The organism is Pseudoalteromonas sp. MTN2-4, from assembly GCF_042848605.1.
Taxonomy (GTDB): Bacteria; Pseudomonadota; Gammaproteobacteria; order Enterobacterales; family Alteromonadaceae; genus Pseudoalteromonas.
Genome location: NZ_BTGK01000009.1, coordinates 114,691 through 131,413 on the forward strand (window position 1 = coordinate 114,691; position 16,723 = coordinate 131,413).

13 protein-coding genes are annotated in these 16,723 nt (G+C 41.7%); 5 read left to right on the forward strand and 8 right to left on the reverse strand.

The features are described from left to right. Nucleotides 1-247 precede the first annotated feature (247 nt). Entirely contained in the window at nucleotides 248-1,159 is a 912-nt protein-coding gene (locus ACGHEH_RS17925) for a GGDEF domain-containing protein (protein WP_390448073.1), read from the forward strand. Then, nucleotides 1,156-2,166, forward strand: a complete 1,011-nt coding sequence (locus ACGHEH_RS17930; protein ID WP_390448076.1) for a helix-turn-helix domain-containing protein — start codon at nucleotides 1,156-1,158, stop codon at nucleotides 2,164-2,166. The genes ACGHEH_RS17925 and ACGHEH_RS17930 overlap by 4 nt, the downstream gene beginning before the upstream one ends. Before the next feature lie 17 nt (nucleotides 2,167-2,183). Here ACGHEH_RS17930 and ACGHEH_RS17935 read toward each other — a convergent pair whose 3' ends face one another. The 5 genes from ACGHEH_RS17935 to ACGHEH_RS17955 all read right to left on the reverse strand — a co-directional run bounded on the left by ACGHEH_RS17935 (nucleotide 2,184) and on the right by ACGHEH_RS17955 (nucleotide 6,868). Then, nucleotides 2,184-3,662, reverse strand: a complete 1,479-nt coding sequence (locus ACGHEH_RS17935) for a sensor histidine kinase (RefSeq protein WP_390448079.1) — start codon at nucleotides 3,660-3,662, stop codon at nucleotides 2,184-2,186. Beyond that, nucleotides 3,659-4,393 carry a response regulator transcription factor gene (locus tag ACGHEH_RS17940; protein ID WP_138566159.1) on the reverse strand — a complete coding sequence of 245 codons (735 nt, stop codon included), beginning with the start codon at nucleotides 4,391-4,393 and terminating at the stop codon, nucleotides 3,659-3,661. Before ACGHEH_RS17940 ends, ACGHEH_RS17935 begins: the two co-directional genes overlap by 4 nt. 93 nt (nucleotides 4,394-4,486) lie before the next feature. Further along, a complete protein-coding gene (locus tag ACGHEH_RS17945; protein WP_390448083.1) occupies nucleotides 4,487-5,197 on the reverse strand; it encodes a spondin domain-containing protein in 711 nt (236 codons plus the stop codon). Nucleotides 5,198-5,207: 10 nt separating this feature from the next. Next, a complete protein-coding gene (locus tag ACGHEH_RS17950) occupies nucleotides 5,208-5,912 on the reverse strand; it encodes a spondin domain-containing protein (RefSeq protein ID WP_390448086.1) in 705 nt (234 codons plus the stop codon). Nucleotides 5,913-6,037: 125 nt separating this feature from the next. Then, nucleotides 6,038-6,868 carry a LysR family transcriptional regulator gene (locus ACGHEH_RS17955; protein ID WP_349284732.1) on the reverse strand — a complete coding sequence of 277 codons (831 nt, stop codon included), beginning with the start codon at nucleotides 6,866-6,868 and terminating at the stop codon, nucleotides 6,038-6,040. Nucleotides 6,869-7,086: 218 nt separating this feature from the next. Between ACGHEH_RS17955 and maoP the strand changes: the two genes are divergently transcribed. The 3 genes from maoP to ACGHEH_RS17970 all read left to right on the forward strand — a co-directional run bounded on the left by maoP (nucleotide 7,087) and on the right by ACGHEH_RS17970 (nucleotide 10,585). Then, a complete protein-coding gene (maoP, locus tag ACGHEH_RS17960; RefSeq protein WP_171037223.1) occupies nucleotides 7,087-7,431 on the forward strand; it encodes a DUF413 domain-containing protein in 345 nt (114 codons plus the stop codon). A gap of 138 nt (nucleotides 7,432-7,569) precedes the next feature. Then, the gene (gene gshB, locus ACGHEH_RS17965; protein ID WP_058028645.1) at nucleotides 7,570-8,616 is read left to right on the forward strand and encodes a glutathione synthase; all 1,047 of its coding nucleotides are present in this window, start codon (nucleotides 7,570-7,572) and stop codon (nucleotides 8,614-8,616) included. Next, nucleotides 8,600-10,585 (forward strand): flavohemoglobin expression-modulating QEGLA motif protein, encoded by a 1,986-nt coding sequence (locus ACGHEH_RS17970; protein WP_390448090.1) that lies wholly within the window; start codon nucleotides 8,600-8,602, stop codon nucleotides 10,583-10,585. The genes gshB and ACGHEH_RS17970 overlap by 17 nt, the downstream gene beginning before the upstream one ends. Nucleotides 10,586-10,640: 55 nt before the next feature. On the opposite strand, the gene ACGHEH_RS17975 is transcribed toward ACGHEH_RS17970, so the two are convergent. From ACGHEH_RS17975 to ACGHEH_RS17985, 3 genes are all read right to left on the reverse strand, one after another. Continuing rightward, nucleotides 10,641-14,927 (reverse strand): PAS domain-containing protein, encoded by a 4,287-nt coding sequence (locus tag ACGHEH_RS17975; protein WP_390448092.1) that lies wholly within the window; start codon nucleotides 14,925-14,927, stop codon nucleotides 10,641-10,643. 162 nt (nucleotides 14,928-15,089) lie between these two features. Beyond that, nucleotides 15,090-15,689 (reverse strand): TetR/AcrR family transcriptional regulator, encoded by a 600-nt coding sequence (locus tag ACGHEH_RS17980; RefSeq protein ID WP_390448095.1) that lies wholly within the window; start codon nucleotides 15,687-15,689, stop codon nucleotides 15,090-15,092. Then, nucleotides 15,686-16,549 carry an alpha/beta hydrolase gene (locus tag ACGHEH_RS17985; RefSeq protein ID WP_390448098.1) on the reverse strand — a complete coding sequence of 288 codons (864 nt, stop codon included), beginning with the start codon at nucleotides 16,547-16,549 and terminating at the stop codon, nucleotides 15,686-15,688. The genes ACGHEH_RS17980 and ACGHEH_RS17985 overlap by 4 nt, the downstream gene beginning before the upstream one ends. Nucleotides 16,550-16,723: the final 174 nt, after the last annotated feature.

Below are 16,723 nucleotides of genomic sequence, written 5' to 3' on the forward strand. Positions count from 1 at the left end.
AAATATGTCAGTACAAAAGCAAAGCAGTCAAAATTCGCTTAAAACGAGGTTTTTCGTCGGTATTTTTTGCCTTATTGAGCCAATATGACCCCCTACAATCTTGGTGTGATTGTTTTAAGTGCCATAAAACATGGGGAAAAGTGCCGAGTTGTCATAATCGCATCACCTTTGATGAGCTAAAGTGACCCTACGATAAAACCTGCCAGCTTTGTAGCATGGTGATACTTTTAAGCGCTTATTTGCTGTTATGACTGATTCATTTTTAAAACTTCACACGCGACTATTACTATTGCTAGTAGTGTTTATTGCCGCAGCAATATGCATGGTGAGCCTTTTTGGTAGCGCCAAGCCTGCCAGCGAGATAGATTGGATTGACTGCTTTGGTGAGGGCGGTATCGCGGTGATGACCTTGATTTGGTTACTGGCGACCTTGCTCACTCGGCCTAAAGGCAAGGTAACGAACTTATTGTTTCTTGGCTTGAGTGCTTTACATATTTCTTTGTTGCTCGACTTCTTAGATGAATTTTATCGCTTTGATCTTGAATATGACTGGCTAACGAGTTTAGAAGCGCTTCCTGCGACTTTAGGAATGGGGCTGATGAGCTTAGCAATGTATTTTTGGTATCACGAACAGCAGGTCTTAAATCATCTATTGCAAAAGAAAGAACGCTTTTATCGTGAGCATGGCTTAACGGACTTTATTACTGGTTTGTACCGCGCTGATTATATGAAAAAACAGGTAGCGCGCGAGTTACACGCTTACCGTGAGAGTGGAACTGGATTTTGTATGGCTTTACTTGATATTAAAGGGTTCAGTGAATTTAATCGTAAATATGGGGGCGTTCGAAGCAATAGTTTGCTCTCAGATATTGGTCAGATCATCACGCTTAACTTGCGGGAGTCCGATTTGGCCTGCCGTTATGCCTCTGATAGGTTTATTGTGTTGTTACCTGATACTGATTTAGTGGAAGCACATGCCGTGATTGAACAGGTGGCGCAAATGGTGGCCAGTCATACGCCGTATGATAATCACAATAGCGCACTGGGGTTTGAAGGTGTGCAATGGCAATGTATGGCAGCCCGTAAAGATGACGATCACAGTACCCTGTTACAACGTTTAAGCCAAAGCTTAAATGAACTCAAAGCGGTGGCGGCATGAGGCAGGTATTTGAAAGTGATAGCCCTATTTTGGCAATGCAGCCATTATTACTGCCTTTGATTGAGATGGCTGAACAAAGAGGTGTGAGTAGTCATAAGTTACTCAAAGGCAGTCGTCTGTTTAATGAAGACTTACATCAACCTAACAAGCGAGTGAGTTTTAAGCAGGTGGCGCAAATTTTTGACAATGCTCAAACGCTCCTAAGTCAAGATGGCGTGAGCTTTTTAGTAGCGAGACATTGGCTATTTAGCCAGCCTGAAGCGGCTTTTCAGGCACTACTTAATAGCCGGAATTTGTTAGATATGAGCCGAGTTTTACAAGTTAGGCAAGCGCAAATTTGGCCATTGATGTTTTTTCAAAGTTATCGTAGCGCAAATGCACGCCATTTTGTCGTGAATCCCGCGGTAGCTCAGATGTCAGCGCCTTGCATGGAATTTATGGCCGAATTTCTGATAGCCGTGATTGACCAGTTATGCCGATGGCGCTTTGACATGGTGACGCATTTAACGGTCAAACTGCCCTATGCGCAACCTAAACATGTGGAACAATACCAATCGCATCTGCAGCTGCAATATCATTTTTCACAGCCTTGTTTTATGGTGAGTGTGCCCACTACTTACATGTATCGGCCACAAACTTTAGCATTAACTTCTATGCGTGGTTTCTATCTTCAGCAATCAAAACATGCAGAAAATAATGTCGGTTTTTTACAGTATGTCTGTTCATTACTCGCTCTGAGTCCTAAACAGTCTGCAACTGAGCTCAGTGAATGTTTAGGTGTGAGTGTGGCGACTTTAAAAAGGAAGCTAAAAGCCCACAATACCAGTTTGCAAGCTTTGAAAGATCAGCTACAAAAGCAGCAAGCGGTGATCCATATAAGTGAGCGGGGTTGTTCAAACGAGCAAGTTGCGCAACAACTAGATTATGCAGATGTGACAAACTTCCGCCGCAACTTTAAACGCTGGACGGGCATGACGCCCAGCGAGCTAAGGAAGTTGTTTAATTAAATTAATCTAGGTTCAGGTTAATTAAGTGAATCTGCGGCTTTACGCACAGCAAAAGAAAACTCGGTGCCTTTACCTAATTCGCTATCAACCTTGATCTCTGATTTTAACAAACGAATAAGGCGGGAGGTTATCGCCAGCCCTAGACCCGCATGGGTCTTTTTACAGCCTTGACTGTTGCTTGCCTTGTAACGGGCTTCAAAAATATAAGGCAGCTCTTTGGCATTGATACCCAGTCCGGTATCTCGCACGGCCAAGGCATATTGTTTATTGTGTTCGCTGACTTCAATGGTGATGTTTCCTCCCGACGGCGTATGTCGAATGGCGTTATCAATCAAGTTGGTTAGCACCCGCTCTAATTTGGCGATGTCAGAGTAAACTTGGGCATCAAATGTTTTCGGCTGCACTGTTAAAGTAATATTGGCCTGCTCAGTTTTTAGCGCGAACTTGGCCAAAATGTCGTAAATCAACTCACCTAAGTTAAACACTTCAAATTGCACATTGGCATGACCAGATTCAAGGTGCGCGAGTTCAAAGATTTGATCTATGAGACTCTTTAATTGAATACAGTTTTTAAGTGCAACTTGCAGAAAATGCATCTGTTGCTCAGGCTTGGCATGCTGTTTTTCAATCAATTCTAAGTACCCTTGCAATGAAGCAAGCGGAGTACGCAAATCATGAGAGAGGTGGGCTAATAATTGACGGCGTTGTGAGTCGAGTTCTGTGAGTTGTGCCATCTGCTGATTAATTGTCACCAGCATCTGATTAACACTGTTGCCAAGCTGATGGACTTCGTTATCAGAATTTGACCACTGCGGCATAGTCAACTCGGTTAAATCAAATTTCACTTCTTCTGCTTTGTGAATAAAGTCACTCAGTTGCTTAAGGGGCGAGGTGATATAGCGAAAGAGTAGTACCGCTACGAATAGTAAAATGATCAATAAGATCAACAAGCCAGCGGAGTGTTGAAACAAGTGATCTGAACTGCTGATTTGGGTAAATATAGAATCATAAGCAGAAGAGCCAATAATCACATATAAATACCCCTGAAGCGTGTCATTGTTATACACAGGCGCAACCGAGAAGATTTTTTTTTGATCAAAGCTGCGTGGATCATCGCCAAAAATCGGTAAGTTGTGTGGCTCTTCTATGAGCTGCAACAAAGGGCGTAAATCGATACTTTGCTTTTTAACATCGCCAGGTTTTGCGGAGTAGGTGACTAATTTGCCGCTAGGATCGACAAAGTAAAACTCAAAAGACGGGCCCAGTACCATTAAGGTATGAAATAGGCTTTCAAGGGCCTTATAGTCGTAAACGCCTTGTTTTAGCAAGGGGTTGTCATTGGCGAGGTGTTCCGCAAGGCCTAAATGTAGTTTTTGCTCAGCTTGAGATCGAGACACTTCAGACACACATTGTGTCCAAGTTACAAACGAAATGAGTATGATGAAAAGCACCATTGAAATGGTCAGACTGAGGCGCTGATAAAGAGATTGGATCATAATGATGCCTGTTGCAGTGATTTGGCGTTAAGTTTGTAACCTACACCCCATACTGTTTCTATGATGTCTTGTTGGCATAAGTTACCTAACTTACTGCGAAGACGGTTTATGTGTGAATTAACAGTATGTTCGTAACCTGAGTGGTCATAACCCCAAACTGATTCGAGCAATTGGGCACGTGAAAATACTTGATTGGGGTGTTTGGCAAAGAAGTGGATCAGATCAAATTCGGTTGCGGTGAGGTCAATAAGTTGATCATTGATGAAGACTTCATGGCCTCCGGTATCGATTTGCAGCGCGCCTAACATCAAGGCAGTTGGCGCTGTTGCGATTGTATCGGTTGGCTGTTGCTGCATTTTGAGCAATTTAATATGGCGGATCTGCGCTTTGATCCTTGCTTGGAATTCTCGATAGCTAAAAGGTTTACAAATATAGTCATCGGCGCCGATCTCTAGGCCAATTACTCTGTCCATCTCACTGCTTTTTGAGGTCAGTAATACCACGCTGATATGAGGAAATAGAGATTTGATCTCTCGGCAAACACTGAGACCGTCCATGCCAGGCAACATAATATCGAGTAGCACGATGTCGAAGTGGTCTTGCATTAATTTTGCCATGGCGCTTTCCCCATCGCTTACGTGCTCAACATCAAGTGCCAATTCTTTTAAATGCACTTGAACTAACCCTGCAATATCGAGATCGTCTTCAACGACCAATACTTTATGCTGCATATTTCAACCCTCTTAAAGTAAATCTCAACTCCAATAAGCTATGATTTACTTTGTATTGCCCACCCCACACACCGTGAAATGGGCGTGTAGGGTTTATTTCATTCTTGTTATTGTGATCATCATCAGTGGGTTATCGAATTTATGCATGCTATCTAGCACTGAGCTAGAGAGCCCGTCATCATTACCGACAACGCCAGGATGCATCGCGACCTTATCCATGGCTTCTCGGGCACTATTGAAGCCTTCTCCACCATCGGCAGGGCCAGGAATAGTCCCTTGTGCTTCAGTATTTTCTTCGGTACCTGCATCATACGCATAGGTACGCATAGAAATACTGTCGCCTTCTGCTAGGTTTGATACGTCCATAGCATTAAGACCGGTAAACCCATCATTTGTATTCACCATCATGGTGATTACAGACAATTTATAGTCTTCAAGGCTTTCGGTAGTGAGCATTAACTCTTGGCTTGAGCCTGGCGCAAGTGGGGCATCTGCTGAGCTTGACATCATAACCACATCTAATCCGAGTAGCCCTGAATTATCCCCGCCTTCAGCTAAGGTTTCTAATTCGGCGCTGGCCGCCTCACCGATTTGCCAAAATTGTCCTTCTTTATGTAGTGCAATACCAATTGGCGAAAGTGGCTGTCCGTTAGTGAGGTTCACCGCTGTCACTTTTAGCATAATTTCTTCTGCTGCTGGCGGCGTAGGCATAGGTGTTTCTAGCATCACATCATTGTCGTCATCACCACAACCTGCGAGTAATAGGCCTGCAAATACAGGCGCACATAATTTGAGTGCTTTCATGTTAGGCCTCTTACTTTACTGTTACAGTCACTTTAGCTACTGGGTTCAACCAACGGTGTACTGTGTTGTGTAAATCGCTTTTACCGCCTGTTGCTTCGTCATCACCTAAATTCCCGCGGTGAATATGTACCATCATGTTGGTTTCTTCATTGGTTACACCACTGCCTTGCGTACCAGGAGTCATACCCGGAGAGGCTGGAATACCCAATGAGCCAGGTGCACCAGAGCCATCAACGACCAGTTCGTTGTTTGCTTCTGTGCCTGCATCATAGGCATTTAGGTAGATATGATATGTGCCTGCTTCAGTTGGAATAGGCCAAGCATCAAGGCCCACAAAGCCATCGTTGGTTGGTAACATCATGGCGACAATAGACAGGGTTGAATTAGTTTCAGAACTTTCAACCATAGCCATAGTTGATGCGGTAGGTGCTAATAACCCTTCAGCTGGATTTGCTGCAGCGCTAGCATTGATGCCTGATAGCACATCCACAAGACCTGAAATATCGCCGCCTTCAGCCATTGCTTGTAATGGCTCAGACGCTTTGCTGCCAATTTGGTAAAGGTGTGCGTCACTGCTGTGTGCTGCGACAAGGAGCGGGGTGAAATAAATACCTTGTGTGAGGTTGGTAATTTTTACTTCTACATCAGCGGCCATTGCTGTACCGCCAGCCATTAATGTTAGTCCTGCGATGAGTGCACTTGTTGCTTTGTTCATGTCTTGCTCTTTATAGTTTTGTTAAACACAAATCTAGTTTGCAAGACAGTTATCGCGAAACTATGGCTAATTATTCACAAATTTATCACAAGAGTGTTTTAAATTTATCGCAGCGGAGATTTCTGCTACTGAAGCTTAGAAAACAATGCCTTAAACTCAGTAATTAATTGCTCCTGAGGGTTGTTTTTACGATAAACCAAGTAAATTGGTCGCTTAATTTGTAACGGTGTTTCGATTTCAAATAACTCGCCGCTTTCAATTAGCGCTTGAACCAGAGGGTAGGGCAAGTAAGCAAATCCGCCTTTAGTTTGTAAAACTTCAAGTGCAATCATAGCGGCAGAGGTTTTAAAGTTAGGGGTGACTTTATGGTGCAAAGCGTGTTCTTTTTGAAAGGTGATACCCCAATCAACTAACACATAATCTTCGACTTTGGCCTCGAATTGAGGGCGGCTCCCAACCAATGATAAATCAAAATGACCAATTAGCTCATTACAAAAGTCGCTGTCTTTGATCGGATCGGTGAGTAAGCCCACATCTAATGAACGGTCTTCTAACTTTCTTTGAATCGCCTCTCGAACAGAGAGCTCAGCACCAACAACTAGGTCTTCAAAGAGTGCCAGCATGTCTTGAATACGAGAGCTAAAAAAAGCGTCCCAAACATTGGGCGTAGCTGCAACACTAAAGGTATTTTTCTGCATGGCGGCAATTGATAAAGAGAGCTTAGACTGTGCCATTTGGCTCACCATCAAATGCGCATGAGATAACAGCGCTTCTCCGGCAGGGGTTAGCCTTAAATTATTTTTTTCTCGAATAAAAAGAGCCGTATTATAAAACTCTTCAAGTTGTTTTATTCTTGCACTGACAGCAGCTTGGGTGATATACAAAGTTTCTGCAGCGCGTCCAAAATGGCGATTTTCTGCAACGGCGATAAACGTTTTAAAGACTCTAATATCCATGTGTCATGGCTCACTTCTTATAATGGCCTCAATTTAAAAAAATATTATCTTCACGACAAATATTTTTTGTTTTTCTTCTTATTGGTTTTTGCATACATTCCGCAAATAAGAGCTTTCTTTGCTCTTGGCAATAATTTGTTCATAAAAGCTGGGTATAGATTAATCAGTTGTATCTCACTTTATTTAACCGTTATATGGCAAACCACTTAGGGGAACATATGAATACGACGATCCGTAAAGGTAAAACACTGTTTTATGGCGACCACACATTTTCACATGGGTTATCAAGAAGCGGTCATTTTACGTTGAAAGAGGCTGAGTTTTTAGAAAGCTACGGCCATACGTTAAGTGCACTGGCGAATGAGACGTTGCAGCCTGAAAATGACGAAGAGCAATTATTTGTAGTACAGGTAAATGATGAGGGTGAAAGCACCTTACATGCTGCCAAACTTTGGAAAAAATACTTAAAAGCAATTAATAAAAGCAAAGTGGGTCATAGCTTCTCAAGAAGCAGCGGCCGTACTGTGCAAGACATGGGGAATGAATTCAGCTTAGCTGATTAATCATACGACCCAATCTTTATATCTGATTGCCAATTAGCCAGTTTCGACTGGCTAATTTTATTTCTGTTACTGATATACCAATCCTCAAAAATAGTGAGTTAAGCGGGTTGGTACTTAAAACCTTAAAGACATATAGCCATGAAAATTTGTTTTATTATGTACCCTTGGGATCGTGTTGAGCCTGAGACAGATACTACGCTTCGTTTAATTCATGAGTGTGTTAAGCGCGGTCATACTGTTGCTATGTCAACGGTGAATAACCTGACTATTCGAGATAGCGTGGCGAGTGCATTCTGTGATGTATTTACACGTAAAACAAAGTGTTCTGACAATGTCGTAAGTTTTTACAAAAATGCCGATCTAAAGCGCACTCAACTACCGCTTGCAGGTTTTGATGCCATTATCATGCGTGCGAATCCGCCGCTAGATACCTTAGCATTGAATTTCTTAGACTCAGTGCGTGGCGATACTTTCATCATGAATGACTTAGATGGTTTGCGTATTGCGAACAACAAAATCTACACGGCGTCTTTTCAAGATACTGAGAGCGAGTTTATTCCAGCTACACACGTATCAAAAAACCGCGAATACTTAGAGCGTATTTTTGATGAGTCTGACAGCGATCGCATGATCTTAAAGCCCCTAGATGGGTTTGGTGGCCGTGGTGTGATTGTCATAGAAAAGTCGGCACGTCAGAGCTTTAGATCGTTACTCGATTTTTATATCGGCGGTGATGAAAATGGCAAAGGCGAAAACTACGTTATTTTGCAAGATTATGTTGAAGGTGCGGAAGAGGGAGATGTGCGCATTATGATGCTCAACGGCGAACCGATTGGTGCTATGAAGCGTGTGCCTGCGAATGGTGATCTGCGTTCAAACGTACATGCGGGTGGCCGAGTTGTGAAACATAAATTGACTGAGCAAGAGAAAAAGCTATGTAAGTACATCGGCCCTAAACTTGTTCGCGATGGCTTGTATCTAACAGGCATTGACGTTATCGGCGGCAAGCTAATTGAAGTGAATGTATTAAGCCCCGGTGGCATTGTACGTATCAACAAATTAAACCGCGTGAAATTACAAGCACAAGTAATTGATTTTGTTGAAAGTGTCGTGCATGCCAAAGAGCTAGTACGCAACCGTAAAACTGAATTCAGACAGGTAATCGAAAATGCTAACGCTGTCTGAGCAGGCGTGTATCGCGAAAATTATTAAAGGTGAGAGCTTTCACGCTGAAGTCGAAGGCGGCGCGTTTATTGTTAAAATTGATGAATATACGCCGGTGGTCTGTGCGGCCATTCATAACGGCCACCGTTTGCGTAAAGATCTAGAAAAAAGTTTTATGCTCAGCAAAGATGAGCGATTTTTTGAAGAAGATCCTTATACCGATGAGCTTATTTCGTCATTTCCTATTCAGTTAATAGGAAACGACTCGCGTTTTGAATACGACTTAAACCGTGCAAAAACCTTGTCGACGTATTTTAAAACAGCATGGAATAAACAGGTGTGGCAAAAGCCGTTGAGTGCGAAACAACGTGTAATTAGTCAAGCTAAGCATGAGTCTTTTTATAATGTGCTTGAGGCGATCATTGCCAAAGTAGAGTCACTGTTCAGCCGTGCAATTGTGTTTGATATTCACTCGTACAACTACAAGCGTATCGAAAAAGACACGCCGACGTTTAATATTGGCTCAGGGCAAATTGATGTCGAGCGCTGGGGCAGTGTGGTGAAGCATTTTGAGAAGCAATTGAATAAGATTGAGTTGCCTAACTTAGCAGTGCGCGCTGCAACAGACGAAGTGTTTCACGGTCGTGGTTACTTGATAAGTCATGTCAATGCACACTTTGATAACACCTTAGTGCTACCAACTGAGGTCAAAAAAGTCTTTATGGATGAAACATCGGGTGATGTTTATCCTCTGGTGCTTGAAGAGTTAAAAGCAGGTTTTAAGAGTGCTATCTCTGAAACCGCTGCGTATTTTATTCGCCGTTTTGGCAGTAAAAAGCGCATGCAAAAAGCCGATATGCTGTCTTCCAGTATCAGCCCAGAGGTACTAGAGGTTGATAAAGCGTTATTCTCGTTATGTCGTCATATCGAAACGCTGAACTTTATTAACCCAGTAAACCTGCAAGCGCAGCGTAAGAAGTTTATGAAAAATAGCTATGTTGCGCCGAGTTTTAACTATAAGCAGCTAGACCTTAATCCTTATAAGTTCAGAGAAAAGCTATATAAGTTACCGGTTGATAATATTCTCGATGCCGATATCCAGCAGCTGTATCGTCATATCATTGATAATTTGGCGAACAAAATTGATTTGTTGGCCACCATAGGTACCGATGAGTTTATGTATAACTCATTAAAATATTATGGCGAGCCGAGTGAAGATGACATTGCGAACGCACGATTCTTACTGCACTTAAAGCCACAAATTGATGAAAATGAAAAAGTATTGAATGCGGATGAGGCAATCGCTTGCTTTAGAGCGCAGGCGCAAGAGTGGGGCTTAAACTGTCGTATCGAGAAGTCGGCAAAAATAGTTGCCAAGGCCATGGTCAATAACGACAAAGTATTGTTATTGGTTAACCGAGACGCCAGTTTTACCGAAAAAGAAATTCATGCTTTTGCTTTTCATGAGTTAGGCATTCATATGGTGACGACACTGAATGCTAAAAAGCAACCGTTGAAGGTGTTTGGGTTAGGTTTGTCAGGCAATACTCATACTCAAGAAGGTTTGGCAATCTACAGTGAGTATTGTTCGGGGAGTTTGACAATATCGCGCCTGCAAACCTTGGCGTTGCGTGTTATCGCCGTAAATTACATGTTGAAGCATCGCGATTTTGTGAAAACCTTCCACACTTTAGTCAGTGAGTTTGAGTTAGACAGAGATTTTGCTTTTACTTTAACAACCCGTGTTTACCGAGGTGGTGGCTTTACCAAAGATTATCTATATCTAAGCGGCTTTAGAGATATCGTTGAACTGGCAAAGACACAACCGCTTGATAATTTGCTGGTCGGTAAAACCGGATTACTTGATTTTGCGATTACTAACGAAGTGGTTGAGCGTGGCTTGGTAAATAAACCAACGCCTTTATTTGATTTGAGCTATCGCTCTTCAGGAAATGATGTATTGGATTTTATTGTGCAATCAGTACGTTAATAGATAAATTTCGAACAAATAACAATCGAGCGCCCATCACGAGTGGGCGTTTTTATTAATTATTTGAGTCTGTTGACGGCTTTGTATTTGAGCTAAGCAAGGCTGTCTTCAACGCATTTAAGTTTATTGGCTTGGCAATATATTCATTCATTCCCGCGTCTAAGCACTTTTCTTTGTCGCCCTCCATCGCATTGGCTGTCATGGCAATGATATAGGTAGATTGATGGTGCAAGCCCGCTTTACCCTGTCTTATAAGACGCGTGGCTTGGAAACCATCCATCTCGGGCATTTGTACGTCCATCAAGATGACATCATAAGGAGTGGCTTGTGAGTTTAATTGCGTTAAAGCTTGTTGCCCATTTTCAGCACAGTCACACTTCAGGCCTAAGTTTTTAAGAACGCCTTTAGCCACTATTTGGTTCACTGGATTATCCTCTACAAGCAGAATGTTTAAATCTAGTAGGTGTTTAAGATCATCTATCCCAGAGGTATCATCAGTCTGATGCAGTTCATTAATATAATGATGTGTGATCAGCGGTTTGGCGTTTTTTAAAGAGTCTCCCTTATCAGAGATAATTTTGAGTGCGCCTAATAAATCTTGTGTTGTAGTGGGTTTTGGAAAATACCCTTTAAAGCCCAAATCGGCGAAATACTTTGCGTCACCCCGGGTTTGTATTGAGGTCATCATGATAAGTTGCATTTGCTCGCAATCAGGCAGATTTTGCAGGTGTTGTGCTAGTTGAGCGCCATTCATATTTGGCATTTGCATATCTAAAATAGCAATATCAAACATAGGCCCAGTTTGGCTCTTACAAAGAGTTAAGGCATGCTCACCACTGTGACTGGTCGTGACTTTTGCACCCCATTGTGATAATTGCTTATTTAGTATCTCTCTATTTGTTTCATTATCATCAACGACCAAAATACTCAGTGAGGAAATGTCTGCATTAGGCACCTTGGTGTGATTTTTTTCACAACCAGAGACTTTGATAGAGCAGGTGAATTCGCTGCCTTCTTCTGGTGTACTTTGTAAAGAGATCGAACCATTCATACGATTACAGAGCTTTTTAACTATGGCCAAGCCAAGCCCTGTTCCCCCATAGTTTCTGGTCGTAGAGGAGTCAGCTTGACTAAATGTTTCAAATACGTGTGTTTGCTTGTCTTGAGCGATACCTATGCCAGTGTCTTTAACCCTTAAGATAAGTGTTAGGTTATTTAAGTCTGTGCCTTGTAATTGAGCTGAGATTAAAATCTCGCCGTTATGAGTAAACTTAATTGCATTACCGATTAAATTTGTGAGAATTTGCCTAATTCTACCAGGGTCGCTAATAATCATTTGGTTTGCTAACTCTGTTGTGTCGAGGATCAGTTCTAGCCCTTTGGCGTCGACCGTCATGGCAAATGACTCGCATAATTCACCAAGCAAAGTTGTAAGATTAAAAGGAATATTTTCTAATTCGAGTTTATCGGCATCAATCTTAGAAAAATCGAGAATGTCATTGATCAGGATCAGTAGTGAGTTTGCACTACTTTGCGCAATTGAAATACGGTGCTGCTGTTCATCAGAAAGTTCACTGCTTGTGAGTAAATCAAGCATCCCAATCACCCCATTCATCGGCGTTCTAATTTCATGGCTCATACTGGCCAAGAATTCATTTTTCGCTATGACGGCTGTTTCGGCGTCAGTTTTTGCCTGTTTCAGAGCGTGTTCGTATTCTACGCGTTCGGTTACGTCATAGTTTACACCCACGACATTGGTAACAAGACCATCTTCATTTACCTTGTTGATAGCAGAGGCTTTTATATGACGGATTTTGCCATTAGGTAAGATAATTCTAAATTGTGTATCAAATTTAATATCTCGTTTAATCGCTTCACTTAACAATGTTTCCGTTGAAGCTTTATCATCAGGGTGTAAAGACTCCTCCCATGCGTTGTATGCTGCTGAAAAGTCAGATTCAGGGATGCCATACAGTTTGAACATCCAGTTGTCCCAGCTTAACGTGTCATCGACTAGGTTATAGTCGAAAATTCCGATACCTGCAGAATCTGCAGCTAGCGCCATACGTTCGTTTTTATCTTGTATTTCTTGCTCAGCTTGCTTTGAAGCGCTAATGTCTAAGTGGGTGCCTATCATGCGTTTTGGTGAGCCATCAATATGCCACTCAACCACACGACCGGTGTCCAATATCCAGACCCAGTGACCGAGTTTATGTTTCATACGAATTTCACACAGATATATCTCTTTCTCTCGATTCCAGTGCTCTCGAAGCGCATGCTCTGAGTATTTAAAATCTTCTGGATGAACCTGATTTACCCAAGTTAAGGTATCGGTAGGTTCTAGTTCACTGAGTTTGTAACCTAAAATATTTGCCCAGCGCTCGTTATAGGTAGTTTTACCAGAATCAATTTCCCAGTCCCAAATGCCGACACCGGTTGAATCCAAAACAAATTCGAGCCTTTGATTACTGAATTTAAGCTTGTTTTGCGCTTCGACTCGCTCGGTAATATCTTGGAATGAACCAAACATACGAACACACTTTCCGTCCTTAAACTCCGTCTGCCCTTTGGCCTCAACCCAGACTTCATTGCCTTTGGCTGTGACAATTTGTAGTTCTTCTTGATAGGGTTCGCCGCTTTGCATTGATTGGGCAACCAGTTCAGAAATGCGCTCTTGACTAAACCCTGGCTTATAAAAGTTGATGGCTGTGCTAAGCTCTGGCTCAAAATCAGATTCTACTTCATGTATTTGTTTGGTCATGTCTGACCAATATACTTTTTCTGTGGCCAAGTCGAATTCCCAAGCTCCGATATTGGCTTGTTCACTCATTTGTGCCATAAGTTGTTGCTGTGAAAGTAATCTATTTTCTTGTTCTTCGCGCATGAACTCATTGCTTATCCAGTGTGCTAGCACTTGAACGATTTCAAGATCTGATCGTGTAAAAGCATGTGGAGTGACTTCAGGGCTCGAAAAGTTCAGCGTACCAATGCGCTTTCCTGATACAACGAGTGGGCAGCCAATATAACTCTCTAGGGAAAAGTTTTCGTAACATGGATGCGTGGCAATATCACTTTGCCCAACATGATGATAGGCAATGGCATGGTTTGCTTTTAGTGTATGGAGACAATAAGAGTGTTGGTACTCGAAGGTAGTACCCGGAGTAATTGCCCCATTAGGGGTCGAGGCATATTTAACCAAATAAGAGTTCTTAGCTTCATCTATGCTACTGACAATAGCCAAAGGTAAATTAAACACCTCTCTACCTAGCAACAATAAGCGTTCTATTTTTTCATCTAAAGATTGCGCCGAATCACTGGTGATGTTGTGAATTTGCGTTAGCGCTTCTAAAGTTCGTTTCTTTTCAGTGATGTCGTGTTGGATGATGATAGAGCTATCGACTTCATTTTCTATGTGTTTGATAGGGACGATGCTGGTGTCGAACCAATAAAGTCGGCCATCTTTACCTTTATTACAAATCTCTCCTTGCCAGACACTTCGATTCTTAATGGCATTATCGACTTCTTGATAAAAAGCCTCACTATGAATACCGCTGTGTAAGTTTTTGATGCTTTGACCGAGTAGTTCTTTCTTGTTGAAACCATATTGCTCAGTAAATTTACTATTATAAAATAACAGTTTAGCTTGACTATCAACACGCATAACAACCGCATGCTGATTGATTGCAAATTGCACGTCTTTTACGCGATTCTTTTCTAACAACAGCTTTTGATAGGTCTCAGATAACCAACGTTGCGTCGGTTTGAAAATCGCAAACACTAGAAACAAAATGACCAACATCGAGAGCCCCCAAAAGGCTAGGTTTACTCTTTGTAACGTTAGTTGTTGGGTAAGACTCGCTTGTTCAAACAAGGTAACGGTGTGGTTTAAGTCATGTAGAAGCTTTTCGTTATCAAATTGTTCGAACAGCGACAGGTCATTTATTGTATTTTTATTAGATGCTTCAATTGCTAAGTGGGTGTAACGCTCTAAACGTAAAGCGAGTTGTGTGTCTTTGAAGTGTTGAGACAGCTTAGCTTGTGTTGCAGCACTTTTTGTTGTGAGTTTTTCTATTAAGAATTGCTGATTGTCTAATAGCTTAGCTGCTATGCGCTGAATTTCTTGCGCTTTTTCAGGTGCCTCTAAACGGTGCATAACTAAGGCTAAACGCTGCGATAGCATACGTTGTTCGCCTGCAATATTGATAATTCTTGAGTTATCTCGCTGCTTTATTTGCTGTTCGTTTAAAGTGATAAATGAGGTAGTGATGGCCAGTACGATAACGAAAAGAGCTAGTTTGTAGCGCCTTGAAAAAGTCGCAATAAATGATTCGGTACTGATCATATAAAGCACGCCTTTGTGTTTTTATTTTCTTAGTATTACTTGTTTTGAGAGTAATCGGTGATACGTCAACAACTATGAGTATAAGCTATCACAACAAATGTGCTGAGTCGTAGTAATTTATTTGCTCCTCCCTTGAGCAACGGTAATTCACGAGTTAAATAGTTATAATTTATATTGCTCTATTAACCTTAAGACACTCAGTTTAAACAGCTCGCCAGCTTTGTTTTGGGAAAGAGTATATTTTGTAATGGCATGCCCTAAATATAAACTATAAAGTTCATAGGCGATGACATGACTTGGGATGTCAGACGAGAATTGTTTTTGCTCAATGCAGCGCTCAATACGATGTGTTAGGTAACTCAATAAGCGTTCTTGTTGGTTAATAACAAAGCTACGCACCTGCGAATCAGGTCGGTTTTGAAATTCAACCACAGCCTTGATAAACGGGCAGCTCATTTGTGGATCGTTGAACATGTCATTGATCCAGGTGCTCCAGCAGTTTAATAAGTTGACCAAGTGATCTAAAGAGTTTTCACAGCGAGCCGGGGTGATCACTCGGTCAATAAATAGAGCTTCACCATATTGTAAGATGGCAACTTGCATGTCTTCTTTATTTTTAAAATGAGAAATAACACCCGTTCGAGATAAACCACAGAGTTTTGCAACGCTGCCGATTGTGACATCAGCGAGACCGAATTGACTGCTGTATCTAATACTTTGTTTGAGGATCTCGTTACGAGTGCGTTCGCCTTTACTTATCACGTAGTGATCACCTGAGTTATATGTTTTATGACCTTAGTATCGCCTAAAAGCCTTCGATGACCAAGCCCCTGCGTGGTAAACAATGGGGATTTGTGTGTCTGCAGATAGTCGGTGACACTTTGATAACTGGCGTATTTATCTTGCTCATCATGAATAAAGTGGATGTGCTCAGAGAGTTTACTAGTATGCTGGCTGAGACATAGGCTTTGCCACTGTCGATTAAACTCAGCGCCAATATTGTCTAGCACCTGAGTCAGTAATTTGGTTGAAAGGCCTGCTTTATTGACTTTTTCAAACATGAGTTCAAAGAAGTTAATAGGCGTAGCAATCAATATCAGTTTTTTATTGATTAGTTTGTCTTCAGGTAAATTCAGTGTCGCAACTGCGCCCATTGAATGCGCGACAATGGCATGTATTTGATGCTCACTTTGCTCAAAATACTCGACGGTGGCGTTTAAAGTCTCAATAAAATTCAATAAATGAGTTTGCTTCCCTGTGGACTTGCCATGCGCAATGTGATCGATGGCTGCGACTTTAAATCCTTGCGATAATAAATTGATAATCATGGCTTCAAATCCCGAGCTGTTATCTGCCCAGCCGTGACTGACAATCACAAGGTTGCTGCCTTGCCCAAATAGATTGATGTGTGCTTTGCCCAAAGAGGTATTTAGATGAATGACATCATCAGCTTCAAGTTCATTAAAGGCATAATGACGTTTACCAAATGGATTGAGTAGCAGTTTTTTACCTATGGTAAGGCTCAACTTTGGCGCGAGTTTTATTAGCCCGCCAGATAAAGCGCGCGTGACATTTTGAATGCCAAAACGATTTTGTTTGTCTTGAAAATAGTTGAATTTCATGGGTAATACCAAATAGTACAAATGTTATATTTTAAAATAGTTCAACTGTACTATTTTGTAAAGAGGTTATTTTGATGCTTGGTGGTTAGGTATTATTGAGATAAGTGAAGGAAGTAGAAGAATAGACAAAAAAAGCTGCCATAGGCAGCCTTTAAAAAATCAATATAAAAATAG

Bases quoted from the DNA above. Each gene is read 5' to 3' on its own strand.
- ACGHEH_RS17985 (WP_390448098.1), bottom strand. From the start codon at position 16,549: ATGAAATTCAACTATTTTCAAGACAAACAAAATCGTTTTGGCATTCAA.
- ACGHEH_RS17950 (WP_390448086.1), bottom strand. From the start codon at position 5,912: ATGAACAAAGCAACAAGTGCACTCATCGCAGGACTAACATTAATGGCT.
- ACGHEH_RS17940 (WP_138566159.1), bottom strand. From the start codon at position 4,393: ATGCAGCATAAAGTATTGGTCGTTGAAGACGATCTCGATATTGCAGGG.
- ACGHEH_RS17935 (WP_390448079.1), bottom strand. From the start codon at position 3,662: ATGATCCAATCTCTTTATCAGCGCCTCAGTCTGACCATTTCAATGGTG.
- ACGHEH_RS17925 (WP_390448073.1), top strand. From the start codon at position 248: ATGACTGATTCATTTTTAAAACTTCACACGCGACTATTACTATTGCTA.
- ACGHEH_RS17955 (WP_349284732.1), bottom strand. From the start codon at position 6,868: ATGGATATTAGAGTCTTTAAAACGTTTATCGCCGTTGCAGAAAATCGC.
- maoP (WP_171037223.1), top strand. From the start codon at position 7,087: ATGAATACGACGATCCGTAAAGGTAAAACACTGTTTTATGGCGACCAC.
- ACGHEH_RS17970 (WP_390448090.1), top strand. From the start codon at position 8,600: ATGCTAACGCTGTCTGAGCAGGCGTGTATCGCGAAAATTATTAAAGGT.
- ACGHEH_RS17975 (WP_390448092.1), bottom strand. From the start codon at position 14,927: ATGATCAGTACCGAATCATTTATTGCGACTTTTTCAAGGCGCTACAAA.
- gshB (WP_058028645.1), top strand. From the start codon at position 7,570: ATGAAAATTTGTTTTATTATGTACCCTTGGGATCGTGTTGAGCCTGAG.
- ACGHEH_RS17930 (WP_390448076.1), top strand. From the start codon at position 1,156: ATGAGGCAGGTATTTGAAAGTGATAGCCCTATTTTGGCAATGCAGCCA.
- ACGHEH_RS17945 (WP_390448083.1), bottom strand. From the start codon at position 5,197: ATGAAAGCACTCAAATTATGTGCGCCTGTATTTGCAGGCCTATTACTC.